The organism is Agrobacterium salinitolerans (assembly GCF_002008225.1).
Taxonomy (GTDB): Bacteria; Pseudomonadota; Alphaproteobacteria; order Rhizobiales; family Rhizobiaceae; genus Agrobacterium; species Agrobacterium salinitolerans.
Map to the genome: position 1 here is coordinate 214,021 of NZ_MRDH01000002.1, position 19,117 is coordinate 233,137.

The 19,117-nt window shown below is 59.3% G+C and carries 16 protein-coding genes; 8 read left to right on the forward strand and 8 right to left on the reverse strand.

Annotated features, from left to right (window positions below; all coding sequences use genetic code 11):
- Position 1 precedes the first annotated feature (1 nt).
- The 3 genes from gguA to araD1 all read left to right on the forward strand — a co-directional run bounded on the left by gguA (position 2) and on the right by araD1 (position 3,849).
- Positions 2 to 1,540 (forward strand): sugar ABC transporter ATP-binding protein GguA, encoded by a 1,539-nt coding sequence (gene gguA, locus BS627_RS01235; RefSeq protein ID WP_077981485.1) that lies wholly within the window; start codon positions 2 to 4, stop codon positions 1,538 to 1,540.
- Positions 1,537 to 2,733: a sugar ABC transporter permease GguB gene (gene gguB / locus BS627_RS01240; protein WP_077981486.1), complete on the forward strand. Its 1,197-nt coding sequence runs from the start codon at positions 1,537 to 1,539 to the stop codon at positions 2,731 to 2,733. Before gguA ends, gguB begins: the two co-directional genes overlap by 4 nt.
- A gap of 120 nt (positions 2,734 to 2,853) precedes the next feature.
- On the forward strand, positions 2,854 to 3,849 hold the full coding sequence (gene araD1 / locus BS627_RS01245; protein WP_077981487.1) for a 2-keto-3-deoxy-L-arabinonate dehydratase AraD1: 996 nt from the start codon (positions 2,854 to 2,856) through the stop codon (positions 3,847 to 3,849).
- Positions 3,850 to 3,946: 97 nt separating this feature from the next.
- Here the strand turns inward: araD1 and BS627_RS01250 are convergent, their stop codons facing one another.
- The 7 genes from BS627_RS01250 to BS627_RS01280 form a co-directional block, all read right to left on the reverse strand.
- Positions 3,947 to 4,582 carry a histidine phosphatase family protein gene (locus tag BS627_RS01250; protein WP_077981488.1) on the reverse strand — a complete coding sequence of 212 codons (636 nt, stop codon included), beginning with the start codon at positions 4,580 to 4,582 and terminating at the stop codon, positions 3,947 to 3,949.
- 18 nt (positions 4,583 to 4,600) lie between these two features.
- On the reverse strand, positions 4,601 to 5,017 hold the full coding sequence (locus tag BS627_RS01255; RefSeq protein WP_077981489.1) for a VOC family protein: 417 nt from the start codon (positions 5,015 to 5,017) through the stop codon (positions 4,601 to 4,603).
- A gap of 55 nt (positions 5,018 to 5,072) precedes the next feature.
- The gene (locus tag BS627_RS01260; RefSeq protein WP_077981490.1) at positions 5,073 to 5,531 is read right to left on the reverse strand and encodes a GNAT family N-acetyltransferase; all 459 of its coding nucleotides are present in this window, start codon (positions 5,529 to 5,531) and stop codon (positions 5,073 to 5,075) included.
- Positions 5,532 to 5,648: 117 nt separating this feature from the next.
- Positions 5,649 to 6,245: a class I SAM-dependent methyltransferase gene (locus BS627_RS01265; protein ID WP_077981491.1), complete on the reverse strand. Its 597-nt coding sequence runs from the start codon at positions 6,243 to 6,245 to the stop codon at positions 5,649 to 5,651.
- Positions 6,246 to 6,249: 4 nt separating this feature from the next.
- Positions 6,250 to 7,071, reverse strand: a complete 822-nt coding sequence (locus BS627_RS01270) for a transglutaminase family protein (RefSeq protein WP_077981492.1) — start codon at positions 7,069 to 7,071, stop codon at positions 6,250 to 6,252.
- Between the two features lie 21 nt (positions 7,072 to 7,092).
- Positions 7,093 to 8,034 (reverse strand): alpha-E domain-containing protein, encoded by a 942-nt coding sequence (locus BS627_RS01275; protein WP_077981493.1) that lies wholly within the window; start codon positions 8,032 to 8,034, stop codon positions 7,093 to 7,095.
- 3 nt (positions 8,035 to 8,037) lie between these two features.
- Positions 8,038 to 9,447 (reverse strand): circularly permuted type 2 ATP-grasp protein, encoded by a 1,410-nt coding sequence (locus tag BS627_RS01280; protein WP_162520313.1) that lies wholly within the window; start codon positions 9,445 to 9,447, stop codon positions 8,038 to 8,040.
- Positions 9,448 to 9,891: 444 nt separating this feature from the next.
- Between BS627_RS01280 and BS627_RS01285 the strand changes: the two genes are divergently transcribed.
- From BS627_RS01285 to BS627_RS01300, 4 genes are all read left to right on the forward strand, one after another.
- Positions 9,892 to 10,788, forward strand: a complete 897-nt coding sequence (locus tag BS627_RS01285; protein ID WP_077981494.1) for a DMT family transporter — start codon at positions 9,892 to 9,894, stop codon at positions 10,786 to 10,788.
- A gap of 78 nt (positions 10,789 to 10,866) precedes the next feature.
- Complete coding sequence (locus BS627_RS01290; RefSeq protein WP_077981495.1) at positions 10,867 to 11,484, forward strand: L,D-transpeptidase; 618 nt, start codon at positions 10,867 to 10,869, stop codon at positions 11,482 to 11,484.
- A 242-nt stretch (positions 11,485 to 11,726) separates the two neighbouring features.
- A complete protein-coding gene (locus tag BS627_RS01295) occupies positions 11,727 to 12,116 on the forward strand; it encodes a DoxX family protein (RefSeq protein ID WP_165691093.1) in 390 nt (129 codons plus the stop codon).
- A gap of 161 nt (positions 12,117 to 12,277) precedes the next feature.
- Positions 12,278 to 13,186, forward strand: coding sequence for a DMT family transporter (locus BS627_RS01300; RefSeq protein ID WP_077981622.1), 909 nt, complete (start codon positions 12,278 to 12,280; stop codon positions 13,184 to 13,186).
- 253 nt (positions 13,187 to 13,439) lie between these two features.
- On the opposite strand, the gene BS627_RS01305 is transcribed toward BS627_RS01300, so the two are convergent.
- Entirely contained in the window at positions 13,440 to 14,912 is a 1,473-nt protein-coding gene (locus BS627_RS01305) for a DEAD/DEAH box helicase (RefSeq protein WP_077981497.1), read from the reverse strand.
- Between the two features lie 501 nt (positions 14,913 to 15,413).
- On the opposite strand from BS627_RS01305, the gene BS627_RS01315 reads away from it, so the two are divergent.
- Positions 15,414 to 19,088 carry a PAS domain-containing hybrid sensor histidine kinase/response regulator gene (locus BS627_RS01315; RefSeq protein ID WP_077981499.1) on the forward strand — a complete coding sequence of 1,225 codons (3,675 nt, stop codon included), beginning with the start codon at positions 15,414 to 15,416 and terminating at the stop codon, positions 19,086 to 19,088.
- Positions 19,089 to 19,117: the final 29 nt, after the last annotated feature.

Here is a 19,117-nt window from a genome sequence, read left to right on the forward strand (position 1 = left end):
TATGGCCAATACCATTCTCGAAATGCGGAACATCACCAAGACGTTTCCGGGCGTGAAAGCGCTTGAGAACGTCAACCTCAAGGTTAAAGAGGGTGAGATCCACGCACTCGTCGGTGAGAACGGCGCAGGGAAGTCGACCTTGATGAAGGTCCTTTCCGGTGTTTACCCCGCCGGTACCTATGAGGGCGAAATCCACTATGAAGGCGCAGTGCGAAACTTTCGCGCCATCAACGACAGCGAAGATATTGGTATCATCATCATTCACCAGGAGCTGGCGCTCGTACCGCTCCTGTCGATTGCAGAAAACATCTTCCTCGGCAACGAAGTCGCCACGAATGGCGTCATCAGCTGGCAGCAGACCTTCAACCGCACCCGCGAACTTTTAAAGAAGGTGGGCCTGAAGGAATCGCCGGAGACGCTGATCACCGATATCGGCGTCGGCAAGCAGCAGCTGGTCGAAATCGCCAAGGCGCTGTCGAAGAGCGTGAAGCTGCTTATCCTCGACGAGCCGACGGCGTCGCTCAACGAAAGCGATTCCGAGGCGCTGCTGAACCTGTTGATGGAATTCCGCAAGCAGGGCATGACCTCGATCATCATCACCCACAAGCTCAACGAAGTGCGCAAGGTGGCCGACCAGATCACCGTGCTGCGCGACGGTATGACGGTGAAGACACTCGACTGCCACCAGGAAGAAATCAGCGAGGATGTCATCATCCGCAACATGGTGGGGCGCGATCTCGAAGATCGTTATCCGCCGCGCGACGTGCCGATCGGCGAGACCATTTTCGAAGTGAAGAACTGGAACGCCTATCACCAGCAGCACCGCGACCGCCAGGTTCTGCATGATATCAACGTGACCGTGCGCAAGGGAGAAGTCGTTGGCATAGCCGGTTTGATGGGTGCCGGGCGCACCGAATTCGCCATGAGCGTGTTCGGCAAGTCCTATGGTCACAAGATCAGCGGCGAGGTGCTGATCGACGGCAAGCCCGTTGACGTCAGCACCGTGCGCAAGGCGATCGATGCCGGTCTTGCCTATGTGACGGAAGACCGCAAGCATCTCGGTCTCGTGCTCAACGACAACATCCTGCACAATACCACGCTTGCCAATCTGGCCGGTGTGTCGAATGCCAGCATCATCGACGACATCAAGGAAATGAAGGTGGCGAGCGATTTTCGCACGCGTCTTCGCATCCGGTCTTCAGGCATTTTCCAGGAAACGGTCAATCTTTCGGGCGGCAACCAGCAGAAGGTCGTGCTCTCCAAGTGGCTGTTCTCCGATCCCGATGTCCTGATCCTCGATGAACCGACCCGCGGTATCGATGTCGGCGCGAAATACGAAATTTACACCATCATCAACCAGCTCGCTGCCGACGGCAAAGGCGTTCTGATGATCTCATCGGAAATGCCCGAACTGCTCGGCAATTGCGACCGCATCTACGTCATGAACGAAGGCCGCATCGTCGCTGAATTGCCGAAGGGAGAGGCGAGCCAGGAAAGCATCATGCGCGCTATCATGCGCTCAGGGGAGAAGAACTCATGAGTTCGGCAAACACAACAAACGAAGAAAGTAACGTCGTCTCGGTCACGTCCTATATTCGCTCCAATATCCGCGAATACGGCATGTTGATCGCGCTCGTCGCCATCATGGTTTTCTTCCAGTTCTACACCGGCGGCATCCTGTTCCGCCCTGTGAACCTGACCAACCTCATCCTGCAGAACTCGTTCATCGTCATCATGGCGCTGGGCATGCTGCTCGTCATCGTGGCCGGGCATATCGACCTTTCGGTCGGCTCCATCGTCGCCTTTGTCGGCGCGATAGCCGCCATATTGACCGTGCAATGGGGTATGAACCCGTTTCTGGCGGCGCTGATTTGTCTTGTCATCGGCGGCATCATCGGTGCTGCCCAGGGTTACTGGATCGCCTATCACCGTATTCCGTCGTTCATCGTGACGCTGGCGGGCATGCTGGTGTTTCGCGGCCTGACGCTGTTTGTGCTTGGCGGCAAGAATATCGGCCCGTTCCCTGCCGATTTCCAGATCATCAGCACCGGCTTCCTGCCTGACATCGGCGGCATTGAAGGTCTCAACACCACCTCGATGATCCTGACGATACTGATTACGGTCGTCATGTTCTATCTCGCATGGCGTCGCCGCGTGGTGAACGTGAAGCACGGCATCAATGTCGAGCCTTTCGGTTTCTTCATCGCCGAGAACCTTTTGATTGCGGCCGCGATCCTGTTCCTCGGCTACCAGCTTTCCACCTATCGCGGCCTGCCTAACGTGCTGATCGTGATGCTGGTTCTGATCGCGCTTTATAGCTTCGTAACACGTCGCACCACCATCGGTCGCCGCGTCTACGCCATGGGCGGCAATGAGAAGGCGACCAAGCTTTCGGGTATCAACACCGAACGCCTGAGCTTCCTCACCTTCGTCAACATGGGCGTGCTGGCGGGTCTTGCCGGCATGATCATCGCGACCCGCCTCAATTCGGCGACGCCAAAGGCAGGTGTTGGCTTCGAGCTTGACGTCATCGCGGCCTGCTTCATCGGCGGCGCTTCGGCATCCGGCGGCGTTGGCAAGATCACCGGTGCTGTCATCGGCGCCTTCATCATGGGTGTCATGAACAACGGCATGTCGATCGTCGGCCTCGGCATCGACTTCCAGCAGATGGTCAAGGGCCTCGTGCTGCTCGCCGCCGTGTTCTTCGACGTCTACAACAAGAACAAGGGCTGATCGGCCCAACCCCTATCGCAGTCAAAAAAGTGGCCGGTTTCCGGCCACTTTCATAAGATGCAGGCGCAAGGCGCCGCTTAGAAGAGATAAAGGCGCCTAGCGCCGGAGGAAGGAAATCCCGTGCTCATTTCACAGATCAAAGATGCCAGCGGCAACATCACCGTAGCGGTTCGCGAAGAAGGCGGGCAGGCGCACGCCGTCAAGGGTGCGGCGTCGGTTTACGCGCTTGCCATGGAAGCCGCCAATGGCGGCAAGAGCCTTGCCGACGTCATTTCCGCCCATGGTCTCGGCGATGCCGTCGATCTTGAAAAGGCTTATGCCGAAGGTCGTTTCCTGCCGCCGATCACCCATCCCGATCCGGCGCATCTGCATCTGACCGGCACCGGCCTTACCCATCTGGGGTCGGCCGCGACCCGCGACAGCATGCACAAGAAGACCACGGAAGCGGCTGAAGAAAGCCTGACGGATTCCATGAAGATGTTCCGCATGGGTCTGGAAAACGGCAAGCCCAAGGCTGGCGAAAAGGGCGTTCAGCCCGAGTGGTTCTATAAGGGCAACGGTCATGTGGCGGCAGCACCGGGTGCGGCGCTCACCTCTCCATCCTTCGCGCTCGATGGTGGCGAAGAGCCTGAGATGGCCGGCATCTACGTGATTTCCGACAAGGGTGAAGCGGTGCGCATCGGTTTTGCCGTGTCGAACGAGTTTTCCGATCACGTCACCGAGCGGATCAACTATCTGTACCTCGCCCATTCCAAGCTGCGTCCGGCAAGCTTCGGCCCGGAAATCCGCGTCGGCGCCCCGCCGTCGGATATTCGCGGCACGTCGCGCATCCGTCGCGGCGACAAGGTCATCTTCGAAAAGCCCTTCGTTTCGGGTGAGGACAACATGTCCCACACCTTCGCGAACCTCGAATATCACCACTTCAAATACGGCCTGTTCCGCGCCCCCGGTGACGTTCATGTGCATATGTTCGGCACCGCGACGCTTTCCTTCGCAGACGGCATCAAACCGGAAGCGGGCGACGTCTTCGAAATCGAAGCCGCCGGTTTCGGCCTGCCTCTGAAGAATCCGCTGGCCGTTGACGCGGAAGAAGAGATCAGCGTTCGGCAGATATGATCTGCAGGCCATCTTTGCGAATGATGGGGGGAGCTATTGCTCCCTCCATTCGTCCACACAAGGCCGGAATGACGCAAGTCATATTGTCTGCGTCAGGTTACCGTGGGGCAAAATCCTCCAGATGCGAAACATCCGCCAATGAGACAACGGCGCGGTTCTGCCAGTAATCGTCTTCCTTCAAATGCGTGATGCTTCCGGGGCGCGCCGGAAAGCTGACATAACCGGCGCTGTCGATCGGCATCTTGATCCATGCCGCGATGACGAATGTTAGAGCGAAGCCATGGGTCACGATGATCTGCGTGGCGCATGGCCGCGCGATGATCATTTCTACGGCCCGATATACCCTTTCGGCGAATTCGCGCCGGGTCTCGCCATCGGCTATGCCGCCGCGGTGATCCAGACGATTATGGTGCGGTGCCGGGATTTGGCGGTCGTCCAGCCATTGCTGCGGCATACCCTCGGCTTCGCCGTAGCTCATTTCCCGCAAGTCCCGCGTGAGCTCGATCGGCTGACCAAAGCCTTCGGCGATGATCTCGGCCGTCTGTGAGGCCCGAAGCAGGTCGGAGCTGAAGATTTCCACGGGCTCGCCGCCAACCAGCGTCGCCAGCCTGGCGGCCGCCGCTGCCGCACCGGCTCTGCCGAGCGGCGTCAGTTCGGTATCATACCAGCCGCCGACCTTGTTTTCGATGTGGTGAATGGATTGCGGGTGCGTCACCACAAAAATGTTCTTCACGATTGTCTCCTGTTGTCGTCAGGCCTGTTCAATTCCCCATAGCTTGCCTTCGCCAACTTCCACGGAGTTGCCCGCAGGGTCGCGGATATAAACGGAATAGCTGTCATTCGGCCAACGGTGGTAATGTTCGATGGGGATTCCGAATGCTTCAAAACGCGTCTTCCACGCATCCACGTCCTGTTTGTCTTTCGCATAAAAGCAGAAGTGGCCTTCGCCTGCCGCGCCATGGCGGGGAATGGGATTTTCTGGATCAGCCTTGCGCGACTTCTCGGGATCGAAGACCAGCAACATCTGCTGCCCACATCTGAAAAACACAAATTGTCCGGGCAGTTTGCGGACGATCTCCAGCTCGAAGACATCCCGGTAAAAGGCTTCGGCGGCATCGAGATCGTCCACATAAATTGCGGTTTCCATGATGGCTGCTGGCGGTCGCATGGTCCCTCCGATGGTTCAGACGCGGTGGCGAATGATGGGCAAATGGCAGGCGGCGTCACGTCTTGTAGGTCAGCACCGTCAGATCGTGTTTGCCGACGCCACGTTCCAGAACGGTCCAGCCGCAGTTGACATAATAGTCTTCGAGTCCCCGCTGGCAGCAGAGATAGCTGGTCTCGTGGCCAAGTTCGGCCGCCCTTTGCGTCGCGGCCTGCAACAAGGCTCGCGCCACGCCCGAGCGCCGACGGTCTTCTTCCACCCACAGGGCTGCGACCCAGGGCAGATATTGCGGACGCTCTTCCAGGTCGCAATGAATGAGGAAGGAGGAGCCGACATAATCGCCGCCGTCATGGGCGACAAAGCCGGTGGGCAGCGCATGGGGGTTGGTCATGCCCTTCAGGTGCTCGGCGACGTCGCCCACCTGCAGGCCGCTATCCTGCCACCAGGCCGTCCAGACCCTTTCTGCTATGATGGGTCCATGCGACTGGCAGTCGCGATAGTCGGAAATGCTGTACAATGCCGTCTCCCGGCCGACTTTCCTCCCGCGGGTGGAAGCCGGATCATGCTTTCAAATCGATGCGGGGATTAAACCGGGTGGGACGGCGTTTCGCAACCGCCAACTTGTCGCGTCGGATCAGAGTTTCGTTGCCGTCACATGCAGCCATGCGGTCGGGAGCTGGTCGTAACCGCTGCCCTGCCTTGCCTCGATCTCCACCGTCGCCCAGCCAAACTGGCCGTAAACGTCTTCAAGCCAGGGCTTCGAAGGGTAATTGTAATAACGGCCGAACATGTCGCGGCCTTCCGCTTCTCCCGCCTTGAAGCTGGCGTAAAAAACGCCGCCCCGTTTCAGCGCGATGTGGATGCGACCGATAATGCCCGGCAGGGCAGGGCGGGGCACATGCAGCAGGCAGGCATTGGCCCAGACGCCGTCATATCGCTCACGCTCGTCCATATCCTCGAACAGCAATGTCCGGACAGGAATGCCGAGCCGGGCCTGCGCCGCTTTGGCGATTTCAGGCGTTCCATCGGTGGGGTGGACATCGTAACCGGCGGCCAGCATGAATTCGCTGTCCTGCCCGCCGCCGCATCCCAGTTCGAGAATGCTTGCACCCTCGTGAAGCCGCGCCAGGAATGTTTCCAGATGCGGGCGATCTGCCGCCTGCCCGCGCGAGGTATAGCCTGCGGCGTTACCCGTATAAAAGCCGATTGTATCGTCGTCCTTGGCAACCATGGTCTCAGCTTTGCGACTGGCTCTGGCCCTGCGATTGCTGCACGGTGACCGACACATTCAGGGTCTCACCGGCAGGGCCGACGCGCATACCGGATATAGGCGCGCAATCGCGGTAGCAGAGGCCGGATGCGATGCGGACGTAACGGTCATCGGGGCAGATATTGTTGGCAGCGTCGAAGCCCACCCAGCCCAGCCCCTGAAGATGAACCTCGGCCCAGGCGTGGGTGGCGGTCTGTTCCTCCACCTCTTCCATCATCAGATAACCGGAAACATAACGCGCGGGCAGGCCCATCAGCCGGGCTGCGGAAATCAGGATATGGGCATGGTCCTGGCAGACGCCCTTGCCGGCTTCCAGCGCCGCTTCCGCCGTGGTTTCGATATCGGTCGCGCCGGGCATATACTCCACCTTGCGGTGAATATTTTCCATGAGGTCGTGCAGGCGGGCCAGCTCGCTGTCGCCGGCGCTCACCTTCACCAGTTCGCGCACCAGCTTTCCCGGTTTGGTAAGCGGCGTCTCGCGCAGGAAAAGCCAGAGCGGTGCGTTGCCGATGTGGTGTCCGAACACGCCCGCCTTGTCCTGCGTGCTCACCGTGCCGCTTGCCACGACCTTCACCCGCTTTTGCGGGCCTTCGGTTTCCACCAGCGCAACGCGGTTGCCGAAATGGTCGTCATAGGCCACTTCGACGGTGGCGCCATCGACCGAGACATCCCAGTTTTCCACCGTCTGGCCCGGGCCGGTCTGCGGCGTCAGGCGCAGCCGCTGCAACGCATAGGGCATCGGCTCGTCATAGACATATTCCGTCGTATGGGTGATTTTCAGACGCATAAGCTGTCCCCGTCCACGCGCTTATTGATAGAAGCGGTAGCCTTCCGTGATTTCCTGTCCCAGTTGGCCGTTGCGGTTGACGAACCTCTCCAGAAATTCGTGCAGGCCCTCGTCCATGACCCGGGCGATGGTGGTCGCGCGCAGGCTGTCGCGAATGCTTTCCGCCGTGTCATGCGCCTTGTGCCTCTCGCTGTAATCCTCGGCTATATGGTTGAGGTTGCTGGCGATCTTTTCATAACAATAGGCCAGCGAGCGCGGCATGCGGCCATTGAGAATGAGGAAGTCGGCAATATTGGCCGGCTTGTATTCCGCATCGTAGACCCAGCCATAGGAACGGTGCGCCGAGACCGAACGCAGGATGGATTCCCACTGCGCATTGTCCAGCGACGACCCCACATGGGCGACCGCCGGCAGCAGCACGTAATATTTGACGTCGAGAATGCGCGCCGTGTTGTCCGCCCGCTCGATGAACGTGCCAATGCGGGAGAAATTGTAAAGATCGTTGCGCAGCATCGAGCCGTGGAAGGCGCCACGCACCAGACCGGCGCGATGTTTGATGACATCGATTGTCTGCGGCAGTTCCGCGTGGTTGAGCTTGCGGCCGAGGATATTCTTCAGTTCGATCCAGAATTCATTGGTGGCTTCCCATGTCTCGCGCGTCAGCGCCGTGCGCACCATGCGGGCGTTGTTGCGGCCCGCCTCTATGCAGGACATGACGCTGGAAGGGTTCGATTTTTCCCGAAGCAGATAATCGATCGCATCCGCCGTCGTCACCTTCTCTTGCTTTTCGAGAAAGGCTTCGCGCACGCCCGCACTTTGCAGCACGCCATCCCAGTCCTCATCGCCGCTGCCGCTGCGCGTCAGTGAAACGCGCAGGCCCGCATCGATCAGCCGGGCGATGTTTTCAGCGCGCTCGATGTACCGGAACATCCAGTAGAGCCCGTTTGCCGTTCTGCCCAGCATGGCTTAATCCTCCAGTACCCAGGTATCCTTGGTGCCGCCGCCCTGGCTGGAATTGACCACCAGCGAGCCCTTTTTCAGCGCCACACGGGTCAGGCCGCCGGGAATGATCTGCACCTTGTCCGAGACGAGCACGTAGGGGCGCAGATCGACATGGCGCGGCGCGATGCCGTTTTTCACCATGATCGGCACGGTGGAGAGCGACAGCGTCGGCTGCGCGATGTAATTCGAGGGGCGCGCCCGCAGCTTATCGGCAAACAGTGCGCGTTCGCGTTTCGTCGCCGTGGGGCCAACCAGCATGCCGTAACCGCCCGAACCGTGGACTTCCTTGACAACCAGTTCGGCGAGGTTGTCGAGCACATATTTCAGGCTGTCGGGCTCGGAACAGCGCCAGGTCGGCACGTTTTCCAGGAGCGGCTTGCGGCCGGTATAGAACTCGACGATCTCGGGCATGTAGGAATAGATCGCCTTGTCGTCGGAAATGCCGGTGCCGGGGGCATTGGCGATGGTAATGTTGCCGGCGCGGTAGACATCCATGATGCCGGGCACGCCGAGCGCCGAATCCGGCCGGAAGGTCAGCGGATCGAGGAAGTCGTCGTCGACGCGACGATAGAGAACATCGATTGCTTCATAACCGCGGGTGGTGCGCATCTTTACCTTGCCGTCCATGACACGCAGGTCGGATCCTTCCACCAGCTCCACGCCCATCATGTCGGCGAGGAAGGAATGTTCGTAATAGGCGGAATTGTAGATGCCGGGGGTCAGCACCGCGACACGCGGCTTGCCGGTGCAGCCAGGCGGGGCGAGCGAGGCGAGCGACTGGCGCAGCAGATAGGGGTAATCCTCCACCCGCCGCACGCGGTTTTCATGGAAGAGTTCCGGGAACATCTGCATCATCGTTTCGCGGTTTTCCAGCATATAGCTGACACCGGAAGGCGTGCGGGCATTGTCTTCCAGAACGTAGAACTGGTCTTCGCCGGTGCGGACAATGTCAGTGCCGACAATGTGGGTATAGACACCGCCGGGCGGGGTGAAGCCGATCATTTCCGGCAGGAACGCTTCGTTCTTCTCGATGATTTCGCGGGGAATGCGCCCGGCGCGGATGATTTCCTGTTTGTGATAGATATCGTCGAGGAAAGCATTGAGGGCGAGGACGCGTTGTTCGATGCCCTGGGCCAGTTTGCGCCACTCGCGGCCGGAGATGATGCGCGGGATGATATCGAAGGGGATCAGTTTTTCTGAACTGTCGGCATGGCCATAGACTGCGAAAGTAATACCGGTTTTTCGAAAGATGTTTTCCGCGTCTTTTGATTTCTGGATCAGGTGCGCCCTGTCCTGTCGGCTGTACCACTCGTTATAGTTTTCATATGGGCTTCGCGGCGTGTCGTCCGCATTTATCATTTCGTCAAATGCCAACTTCGATGTCCCCTTTTTTGCCATTTGAATACAACGAGAAATGCAATGCAAGAACTATGCAGGCCTCCCCGAGAAGAATTTTTGTCGCCTTAGAGTTTTAAAAAAGAAGCGTTTTTTGGGTTTCAGCCTATAAATGCGGCATTGGCAAATTGGTTGCGCGGTGGCGAGGGGCGTAACGAGGTGGCTGTGCTGTGTACGCCCTGGGCGAATGCATAAATTTTAGTCGATCGCTTTCGGTTGAAGAATGTCGGACGTTGCATCAGAAAATCTGAAAGATGTGATCACCAAAACACCTTTGACCTTTTTTTCGGATGCGGATACCGCCTTGCTGAATACTCAGCTCGATCACGCGCGGGTTTTGCGTCAAGTCGAAGAAGTGTCAATTCGCCGCCTGTCCTACACCGCGTTCGGTTACGGGCATCGTGCGGCACAGGGGATGTTCCCATGTCGCTCGACCGTCTGGCTCCGGCCATCTTCGTCTTTCTCTGGTCGACCGGCTGGGTCACCGCCAAATATGCGGTCTATTATACCGGACCGCTCACCTTTCTCTGTCTGCGCTATCTGCTGGCGGGGGCGCTGCTGTGGGCGATCTGCCGCGTTTCCTCCATCCAGTGGCCTCAGCGACGTGCCGATGTCTTCCGGGCGATCCTGTCCGGCGTCTTCCTGCACGGTCTTTATCTCGGCATGATCTGGTGGGCGATCGGGCAGGGCGTGCCGGCGGCGATCGGCGGTATCATTGCCGGTCTGCAGCCGCTGATGACGGCGGTGGCCGCCCGTTTCATGATCGGTGAGAAAATCTCGCCCCTGCAGCGCGCCGGCCTGCTTATCGGCTTTGCCGGCATCGCCATTGCCGTGCTGCCGAAGGTCATGGCCACCGGTGCTGTCGGCCTGTCGGTGCCGCTCTACGCCGTGGCGGTCAATGTGCTGGGCATGACGTCGGTGACCTATGGCACGCTCTACCAGAAGAAATATGTCCATGGCGGAAACATCATGGCGGTAGCCACGCTGCAATATGTCGGTGCGTTGCTGGTCACCGTTCCCTTCGCGCTTCTGCTGGAGGATGGGCATGTGGACTGGAGCCTTGGCCTTGCCGCCACGCTTGCTTGGTCCGTGGGTGCGATCTCCATCGGCGCCGTGGCGTTGCTTCTTTATCTGATCCGGCGCGGGCAGGTCTCGCGGGCCGCCTCGCTGATCTATCTCGTGCCGCCGCTTGCCGCCGTGGAAGCCGCGCTGCTTTTCGGCGAAACGCTGACACCCGCCATGATTGCCGGCACCGTTCTGGCGGTAACGGGGGTTTATCTCGCCAATCGCAGGCCTGCCGCAGCGGTTGCGACGCGTTAATTACTACAACCGCATATTAGGGGTTTGTTAACCATAAAATTATACCTCTCGTTAATCCAAAGATTTGGCGGGGGTTACATGTCTATTTCACGTCGTGGTGTTCTGTTCGGATTGCCGTTGTTCCTGGCTGGCTGCGCGAATACCGGTATTGGTCAGCAGAGGCTGAATTATGCGGCAAAGCCGGAGGAGAAATTCCCGCTTCCCGCCATGCATCTCGACAAGGTCAAGCCGGAGCTTCGTCGGCAGGAAGTCAGCTACGACACCAGACACCCGGCAGGAACGGTTGTCGTGGATACGCCGGCGCGGCGGCTTTATTACGTTATGGGCGATGGCCGCGCCATGCGTTATGGCGTCGGTGTCGGCCGGCAGGGTCTTGCACTGAAGGGCGATGCCTATATCGGCCGCAAGGCGGAATGGCCGTCCTGGACGCCGACTGCGAACATGATGCGCCGTGATCCGCGCAATCTGAAATTCGCCGGCGGTATGGCGGGCGGCCCGAATAATCCGCTCGGCGCACGCGCGCTCTATCTCTATCGCGGCGGCAACGACACCATGTTCCGTCTGCACGGCACCAACCAGCCGCAATCCATCGGCCACGCCATGTCGAGCGGCTGCATTCGCATGCTGAACCACGACATCATCGATCTTTACAGCCGCGTGCCGGTGGGTTCGAAGGTTGTTGTCTTGCAGGCATGAGGAAGAGGCGGATTTTTCCGCCTTTGGCACGCCAGAAAATGCCTGTATCCTTGAGTTGATTTTTTTTGGCAAAAGGTCAATTTTGCGCTTGAAAATCAACCATGTGTAGAATGCCTCCCTTTCTGTATTTAAGGGAGTTCTGCTATATCGGAAACGTGATTTCCGGTGTCAGAGACGTGTATCCATAAAGGCGTAAATGCACTGTATCGAGCGCGGCACCACTTCAACGGGGACACATGACCATGGCAACTTTCGACTCTCTCTCCCGCTATCGCCCGCAAGCGCTCGGGGCGCTGCGCATCATGACGGCGCTACTTTTCATTTCGCATGGAACGCAGAAGCTGTTCGGTTTTCCGGCATCGCAGATGGAAGGCTCCCTGCCGACAATGCTGCTCGTGGCGGCGCTTCTGGAATTCGTCGGCGGCGTTCTCGTGCTGATCGGCCTGTTCACGCGTCCGGTCGCCTTTATCCTGTCCGGTCAGATGGCCGTTGCCTATTTCATCGCGCATGGACCGAAGAGCTTCTTCCCGGCCCTGAACGGTGGCGACGCCGCCATTCTGTTCTGCTTCATCTTCCTCTATCTGTTCGTTGCCGGTCCAGGCGCTTTCTCTGTGGATGAGCGCCGCGCCTGATTGGCCGAGATGGTCACTGATCTTTATCGAGGCCCCGCATGGCTGGAGCCATGCGGGGCCTTGTGTCTTGAAGTGGCAGAAACTTCGGCCGTCGCCGAAGCATTGGCGCGTGTTTTCGGGTTAGCAACGGTTCATCCTGAACGACGTTGGAAGATCGATCCGTGACCCCTCAGAACACCATAGCCCGTGAATTGCTGTTTCTCGCCTTGCTGTCCACGCTGTGGGCCGCATCCTATACTTTCATCAAGATCGGGGTGGAGACGATACCGCCGATCACCTTCATCGCGTCGCGTACGATGATAGCCGGTCTGCTGCTTTTTGCGGTGATCCGCCTGCGCGGGCTGCGTCTGCCCACGGATTTGGCGACGTGGCGGCTGTTTTTCATTCAGGCCTGCATCAACAGCGTTCTGCCCTTCACATTAATCGCCTGGGCGGAACAGAGCATCGATGCCGGGCTTGCCGTCATTCTCAATGCAACGACGCCGATCTTCACCTTTCTTCTCACCGCGCTGGTCATCCGGCACGAGGCGGTCAGCGGGCGCAAGCTGTTCGGCACCATTGCCGGCATGACGGGCGTTTGCCTCATCATCGGTATGGAAGCGCTTGATGGAGCGGGCGAGGCGATATGGAGCCAGCTTGCCGTGCTGACGGCGGCTTTTTCCTATGCCTGTGCGGCCATTTTCAGTAAAAATTTCAAAGGGCTAGATCCGATCATGCCGGCCGCCGGCTCACTCATCTGCGGTGCTGTCCTGCTGTTGCCCGTGAGCCTGATCGTTGACCGACCCTGGACATTGTCACCTTCGGCGGCTTCACTGATGGCACTTGTGTGCCTCGGCGTCTTTTCCACCGCGCTCGCCTTCATGATCTATTTCCGGCTGATGCAGACGCTCGGTTCGGTCGGCACCACCTCGCAGGCCTATCTCCGGGTGCCGGTGGGTGTCGCGATTGGCATGGCATTTCTCGGCGAGGTGCCGACCCCGGTCATGTGGGTGGGGCTCGTCTGCGTCATCGCCGGCGTGTTGGCCATGACCTTGCCGTCACGACGCCGGGCGGTTGGGCAGGGCGGTTGAGGCAAAGAAAAGCCCCGCAAAGCCTGGGCTTGCGGGGTGAAATTTAAAAGCGCCTGGGTGCACGACAACCGCATGTAGACCGAGCGGGTGCCGCTTGTTTCTTCTCCCCGAGGGGGAGAAGTCCGCGGCAGCGGGATGAGGGGGCGCCCCTCGCCGGATTTCGGAGAGCTTGCCCCCTCATCCGACCCTTCGGGCCACCTTCTCCCCGGCGGGGAGAAGAAAGGCGCGGCAGCGCCGAGCGCCTCAGGCCGACTTAGCGGTTACGGCCGCGATTGCCGTTGCCGGAAGCACGTTTTTCCTGGCCGTTGCCGCCAGGAGGGGCGTGGCGATTGGCGCCGCTGCCGCCGGGCTTGCGGGCCGGGCGGCGGTGCTTGCGCGGGCCGGCCGGACGGCCTGCATCGCCTTCTGCCTGCTTCACGCGTTTGAAGTCGGAGGTGACTTCCAGATCGTTGTCGGCATCGCGCGGCGCATGGTGGCGGGACGGGCGGGATTCGCCGTTGTGACGGCCGCCTTCACGCGGGCCGCGCTGCTGGCCGCCATTGTTGTTGCGGCCGCCACGGTTGTTGTTGGGGCGCGTCGGGCTGGCAAGCACGGACGGGCGTTCGCCCGAGGCAACCGGAATATCGATCTTCATCAGCTTTTCGATGTCGTGCAGCAGGCGGGTTTCGTCCGGTGCGCAGAAAGCGATGGCGATGCCGTCACGGCCGGCGCGGGCGGTACGGCCGATGCGGTGAACATAGGCGTCAGGCACTTCCGGCAGGTCGTAGTTGAAGACGTGCGTCACAGCCGGAATGTCGATGCCGCGGGCGGCAACGTCGGTTGCAACCAGAACCTTGATATCACCGTCCTTGAAGCCCTTCAGTGCCCGCTCCCGCTGGCCCTGGCTCTTGTTGCCATGGATGGAAGCGACCTTGAAGCCGATATGTTCGAGATGTTTGTAGAGCTTTTCCGCGCCATGCTTGGTGCGCAGGAAAACGATGGCGCGGCCATCCGGGTTTTCGTTCAGCGACTTTTTCAGGAGATCGGTCTTGTCGTTCTTGCCGGCAACGAAATGCACATATTGCTCGACCTTGTCGGCAGCCTTGCCCGGAGGCGTGACTTCGACTTTGACCGGATCGGTCAGGTAGCTGTGCGACAGATCGGCAATCGCCTTCGGCATGGTGGCCGAGAACAAAAGCGTCTGGCGCTTGGCCGGAACCATTCTGGAAATCTTGCGCAGATCGTGGATGAAGCCGAGATCGAGCATCTGGTCCGCTTCATCGAGCACCAGATAGGTAACCTTGGAGAGCGAGATGGCGTTGCGGGCGATGAGGTCCAGCAGACGGCCGGGGGTGGCCACCAGAATGTCCGTGCCCTTTTCGAGCTGGAGCTGCTGCTTGTTGATCGATGCGCCGCCGACAACCTGGTTGATGCGCAGCGGCGTCTTCTTCACGAAGGAGCGCAGGTTTTCGCCGATCTGGTTCACCAGCTCGCGGGTGGGGGCGAGGATGAGGGTGCGGCAGGTGCGGTTTGCCGGGCGGTCGGCCTGCTTCATCAGCATTTCGATGATCGGAAGGCCGAAAGCGGCGGTCTTGCCGGTGCCGGTCTGTGCGAGGCCGATCAGGTCGCGGCCTTCAAGCAGCAGCGGAATGGCCTTTGCCTGAATAGGGGTGGGAGCGGTATAGCCAAGCTGGGTAACGCTGGCCACGATCTTTTCGGAGAGGCCGAGTTCGCTAAAACTGGTCAATATAATGCCTTTCGGGGCGCCAAAAACCAATCGTCCGGAACAGGGCAGCTGTCCGGCGGTTTCGGCGTCAAGAACCCCGCGTGAATTGGGAACTTGTGGGTTGGAATAACTTTCTGCGCATCAGTGCGGCACATGCCGTCTTCTGTATTCTCTGCGCTTTTCCTTCATGCGGGCCGGATACCTTAAGGGTGTTTTCCGGTCATACGCTGCAGCTCACGCGGCTGCCGAAGGTGAAAGCTTGACGGGGATGTGGGCGTTTTGCGCATCAAAGTCAAGCGATAGTTTTGTAACATGGCCGCAGGCGGGCGCATGGCAGCCATGCGCATCGGTGGCCGGCGATTGCCGCAACGACGCGGGTGCAGCCGAAGAATTATGGTTAAAAAAGGGTAACGACACCCTCGAATACATAGCAAAGATCGATTTTCTCACATAACGTTTTCTGAGACGGCGTCCGGAAATATTTGATTCGACAGGGATGGACTGCAAGGTGTGGAGTATCGATTGACCGAAGGCTGCGGGTTGCTGGAAAAGGCTTGCAAGGCAGTTGTCGCCCTCGACCTGCCCGCGTGCATCAAGGACAGCGAGCTGCGCTATGTCGTGGTCAATGCCGCCTATGCCCGGGTCATGGGGCAAGAGCCTTCAGCATTTGAAGGTCATACCACTCTTTCCCTCTCCGCCGACATTCGCGATGCAGAGCGGGAGGATCGTGAGCGTCGTTCGCTGGTCTTTGCGACTGACGAGACGATAGCCTGTCATGTCCCGACCAGCGTGGAATCGTCCTTGCTTCGCTGCGAACGCTTCGTCGGTGAAGACGGCAATCTTTTCCTGTTCGAAATGTTCGAGGAGATGTCGTCGGCTGTTTCGCGCAAGTCCGCGGCCGTGGGCGGTGCGTCGGATATTTTGTTCAGCAGCGGCGTCATGGATTTCATCGATGCCGGCATCGTCGTTTATGACCGGGATAATCGGCTGGTCTATTGTAACGCGCGCTTCGCAGAGTTTTACGGTGATCTCAACATCGAGCTGAAACCCGGCATCCGGCTCGAAGCATTGATGAAAACGCTCTATTTTTCGAGCGGATATCGTTTTCTGGAGGGTGACGCGCCGTCTTTCGAAGACTGGATGCAGAAGCAGCTGCGTGATTTTTCCCTCCCCTATCTCGAAAGGGTCGAACAGTTTGCCGACGGCCGCTGGGTGCGCATGATCAACAAGCGGCTGGACAACGGCATGCTTGTCGGGCTCAGGGTAGATGTGACCGAGTTCAAGGCGCATGAGACTCTTCTGAGCACACAAATCCGCGAGACATGGCTGCTGCGCGCTGCGCTTGAACAATTGCCGGTCGGCGTGTTCCTGAGGGATCAGGACAGGCGGCTGACCTACGCCAATGCCGCCTACGATACATTCCTGGGCGGTAATCTCGCCGACTATATGGGCAAGACCGAATCCGAAATGTTCCCGCAGAACGGCTCCCAGTTCCAGCAGGAAAACGAACGGATTTTGCAGACCGGAGAGGCGCTCGAACGCACGGGAAACATGCCTCAGCGCAACGGACAGGCCATTCCCGTCATCACCCGGCTCGGCCGGGTTGCGACGCCGGATGACGAATATTATCTGGTGGGTTCCGTTACCGATGTCAGCCTTTTGCAGGAGCGGGAAAAGGCGCTGATCGCCGCCCAGGCCGAAGCCGAGAAGCTGCACCGCCAGCTTGAAGCGGTTCTTCATGCCCTGCCGGTGGGCGTGCTGCTGCTCGACGCCGATCTCGTCATCGAATATGTCAATCCGTTCTTTTATGAGGTCTGGGGAGAGATCGGCGGCGAAAAGTCGCTTGTCGGCAAAACTTATCGCGAATTCATGGAGATGAATTTCGACAGCGGCCTTTATGACTATGGCGACAGGCCTTTCGATGAGGTCTATGGCGAGCGGGTGCAGCGGCTTTTAAAGGAGGAGGTCTTTGCGCCCCGTGAGGTGCGAAGCAAAAGCGGCAAGGTCACGGTCATTTCGAAAACCCGGCTCGAAGGCGGGAAAATCCTCAGCACCTATGCCGATGTCACCGATGTGCGCATGCGCGATGTCGAGATCAGCAAGGCGAAGGCCGAACTGGAGCGGGTCGGCGAATATATGCAGGGAGCCACGCGCGCCATGGCGCAGGGGCTGGTGCTGGTCGAGCAGGGCACGATCATCATGTCCAACGAGGCGATGGCGCGCATGTTCGACGTGCCGCCGCATCTCCTGGAAAAGGGCTGCAACTGGTCGGGTTTCTTCGCCCATTGCGCCGGCCGCGGCGATTTCGGCACGGCCGAGGAGGCTGCCGAGACGCTGCGCGCCTGGAGGGAGAATATTGCCGCCAACCGGCCGTTTTCGTGGCTCATCCATGTCGCCGGCAAAAGCTGGCTCAATCTGGAAGCCACCAACAGTTCCGGCAATTACTGGCTCATCATCGTCACCGATGTGACCGAGATGAAGCTGCGTGAAGAGGAATTGCAGCGGCTTCTGTCACGCGCGGAAGCGGCGGATCGGGCCAAATCGGAATTCCTGGCCAATATGAGCCACGAAATCCGCACGCCCATGAATGGCGTTCTCGGCATGGCGGAGCTTCTGGCCAAATCCAATCTCGATACGCGGCAGAAGACCTTTACCGATATCATCGTCAAATCCGGCAATGCGCTTCTGACGATCATCAACGACATTCTCGATTTTTCGAAGATCGAGGCCGGGCAGATGAGGCTGCGCAGCGTGCCCTTCGATCCGGCGGAGGCGGTCGAGGATGTGGTGTCGCTCCTGTCCTCGGCGGCGCTTGAAAAGGACATTGAACTGATCGTCCGGATCGATGCTTCTGTCTTCGGCAAGGTTATCGGCGATGCCGGCCGCTTTCGGCAGATCGTCACCAATATCGTTGGAAACGCTGTCAAGTTTACGGAAACGGGGCATGTGCTGGTCGAGCTTTCGGCGCGGTCGGCGGAAACGTCCGAGGCCATTCTGTCATTGCGCGTCGAAGACAGCGGGATCGGCATTCCGGCCGACAAGCTTGAAACCATCTTCGACAAGTTCAGCCAGGTCGATGGTTCCGCCACGCGCCGGCACGAGGGAACCGGGCTGGGGCTGGCGATTACGGTCGGGCTCGTCGGTTTGTTCGATGGCGCGATCAATGTCGTCAGCGACGTTGGAAAGGGATCGACTTTCGAGGTCAATATTCCGTTTCAGGTGACCGAGAGACAGCGCGATCTCCCGTTTCTTTCCGTGGCGATCGACGATATTCGCGTGCTCGTCATTGACGATAACGACGTCAACCGCCGTATTTTGACGGAGCAGTTGAGAAGCTGGGGCATAGACGGCCACGCGGTGGGTGACGGACCTACTGGCATTGCGGTGCTGGAGGAGGCGGTGGCGCTTGGATTTGCCATCGACGCCGTCATTCTCGACTATCACATGCCCGTCATGAACGGGCTGGATGTGGTGGAGCGGATCCGGGCGGATGCGCGTTTTGACGATATCGCCATTGTTTTCCTGACCTCCATGGATGTCGTCGGTGACGAGACGCTGTTCACCGATCTCAACGTGCAGGCGCATCTGATGAAGCCGGCACGGGCGCGGCTGCTCCGTTCCACCCTGTTCGATGTGGTGCGGGATGTGCGGCTGAAACGTGCTCGCCAGGCTCCGGCGCTGCTTGAGGCAGGCCACGATGCGCGCGCCGTCCGGCCGGAAAACGGCCCCGTGGTGAGGAAACAGCGGGCTGACACATCCACGGCAGTGCCTTTACGGCATCGGTCCAATCTGGTCGATGTGCTGGTGGCGGAAGACAATGACGTCAACCAGATAGTCTTCAGCCAGATACTGCAGCAGGCGGGTCTGCGCTTTCTGATTGTCGGCAATGGCAAGAAAGCCGTGCAGGCGTGGCAGGAGAATAATCCCGCCCTTATCCTGATGGATGTCTCTATGCCGGTCATGAACGGGCATCAGGCGACGCAGGCCATACGTGCCGCGGAACGGACCGCCGCCGACGGCCGACATGTGCCGATCATCGGCGTAACCGCCCATACGCAGGAGGCGGACCGTGAACTATGCCTGGAGGCGGGTATGGATGACTATCTGTCGAAGCCCATTAGCCCCGAAACGCTGGAAGACAAGATCGCGCAATGGCTGGGCGAAAACATGCCGCGCCGCGATGCGCCGCGCGTCTGACTTTTCGACCAGAACAGTGCTGTGCTGGC

Coding starts and splice junctions, on each gene's coding strand:
- gguA (WP_077981485.1), top strand. CDS start 2: ATGGCCAATACCATTCTCGAAATGCGGAACATCACCAAGACGTTTCCG.
- BS627_RS01290 (WP_077981495.1), top strand. CDS start 10,867: ATGTCTATTTCACGTCGTGGTGTTCTGTTCGGATTGCCGTTGTTCCTG.
- BS627_RS01270 (WP_077981492.1), bottom strand. CDS start 7,071: ATGCGTCTGAAAATCACCCATACGACGGAATATGTCTATGACGAGCCG.
- BS627_RS01275 (WP_077981493.1), bottom strand. CDS start 8,034: ATGCTGGGCAGAACGGCAAACGGGCTCTACTGGATGTTCCGGTACATC.
- gguB (WP_077981486.1), top strand. CDS start 1,537: ATGAGTTCGGCAAACACAACAAACGAAGAAAGTAACGTCGTCTCGGTC.
- BS627_RS01255 (WP_077981489.1), bottom strand. CDS start 5,017: ATGCGACCGCCAGCAGCCATCATGGAAACCGCAATTTATGTGGACGAT.
- BS627_RS01295 (WP_165691093.1), top strand. CDS start 11,727: ATGGCAACTTTCGACTCTCTCTCCCGCTATCGCCCGCAAGCGCTCGGG.
- BS627_RS01265 (WP_077981491.1), bottom strand. CDS start 6,245: ATGGTTGCCAAGGACGACGATACAATCGGCTTTTATACGGGTAACGCC.
- BS627_RS01285 (WP_077981494.1), top strand. CDS start 9,892: ATGTCGCTCGACCGTCTGGCTCCGGCCATCTTCGTCTTTCTCTGGTCG.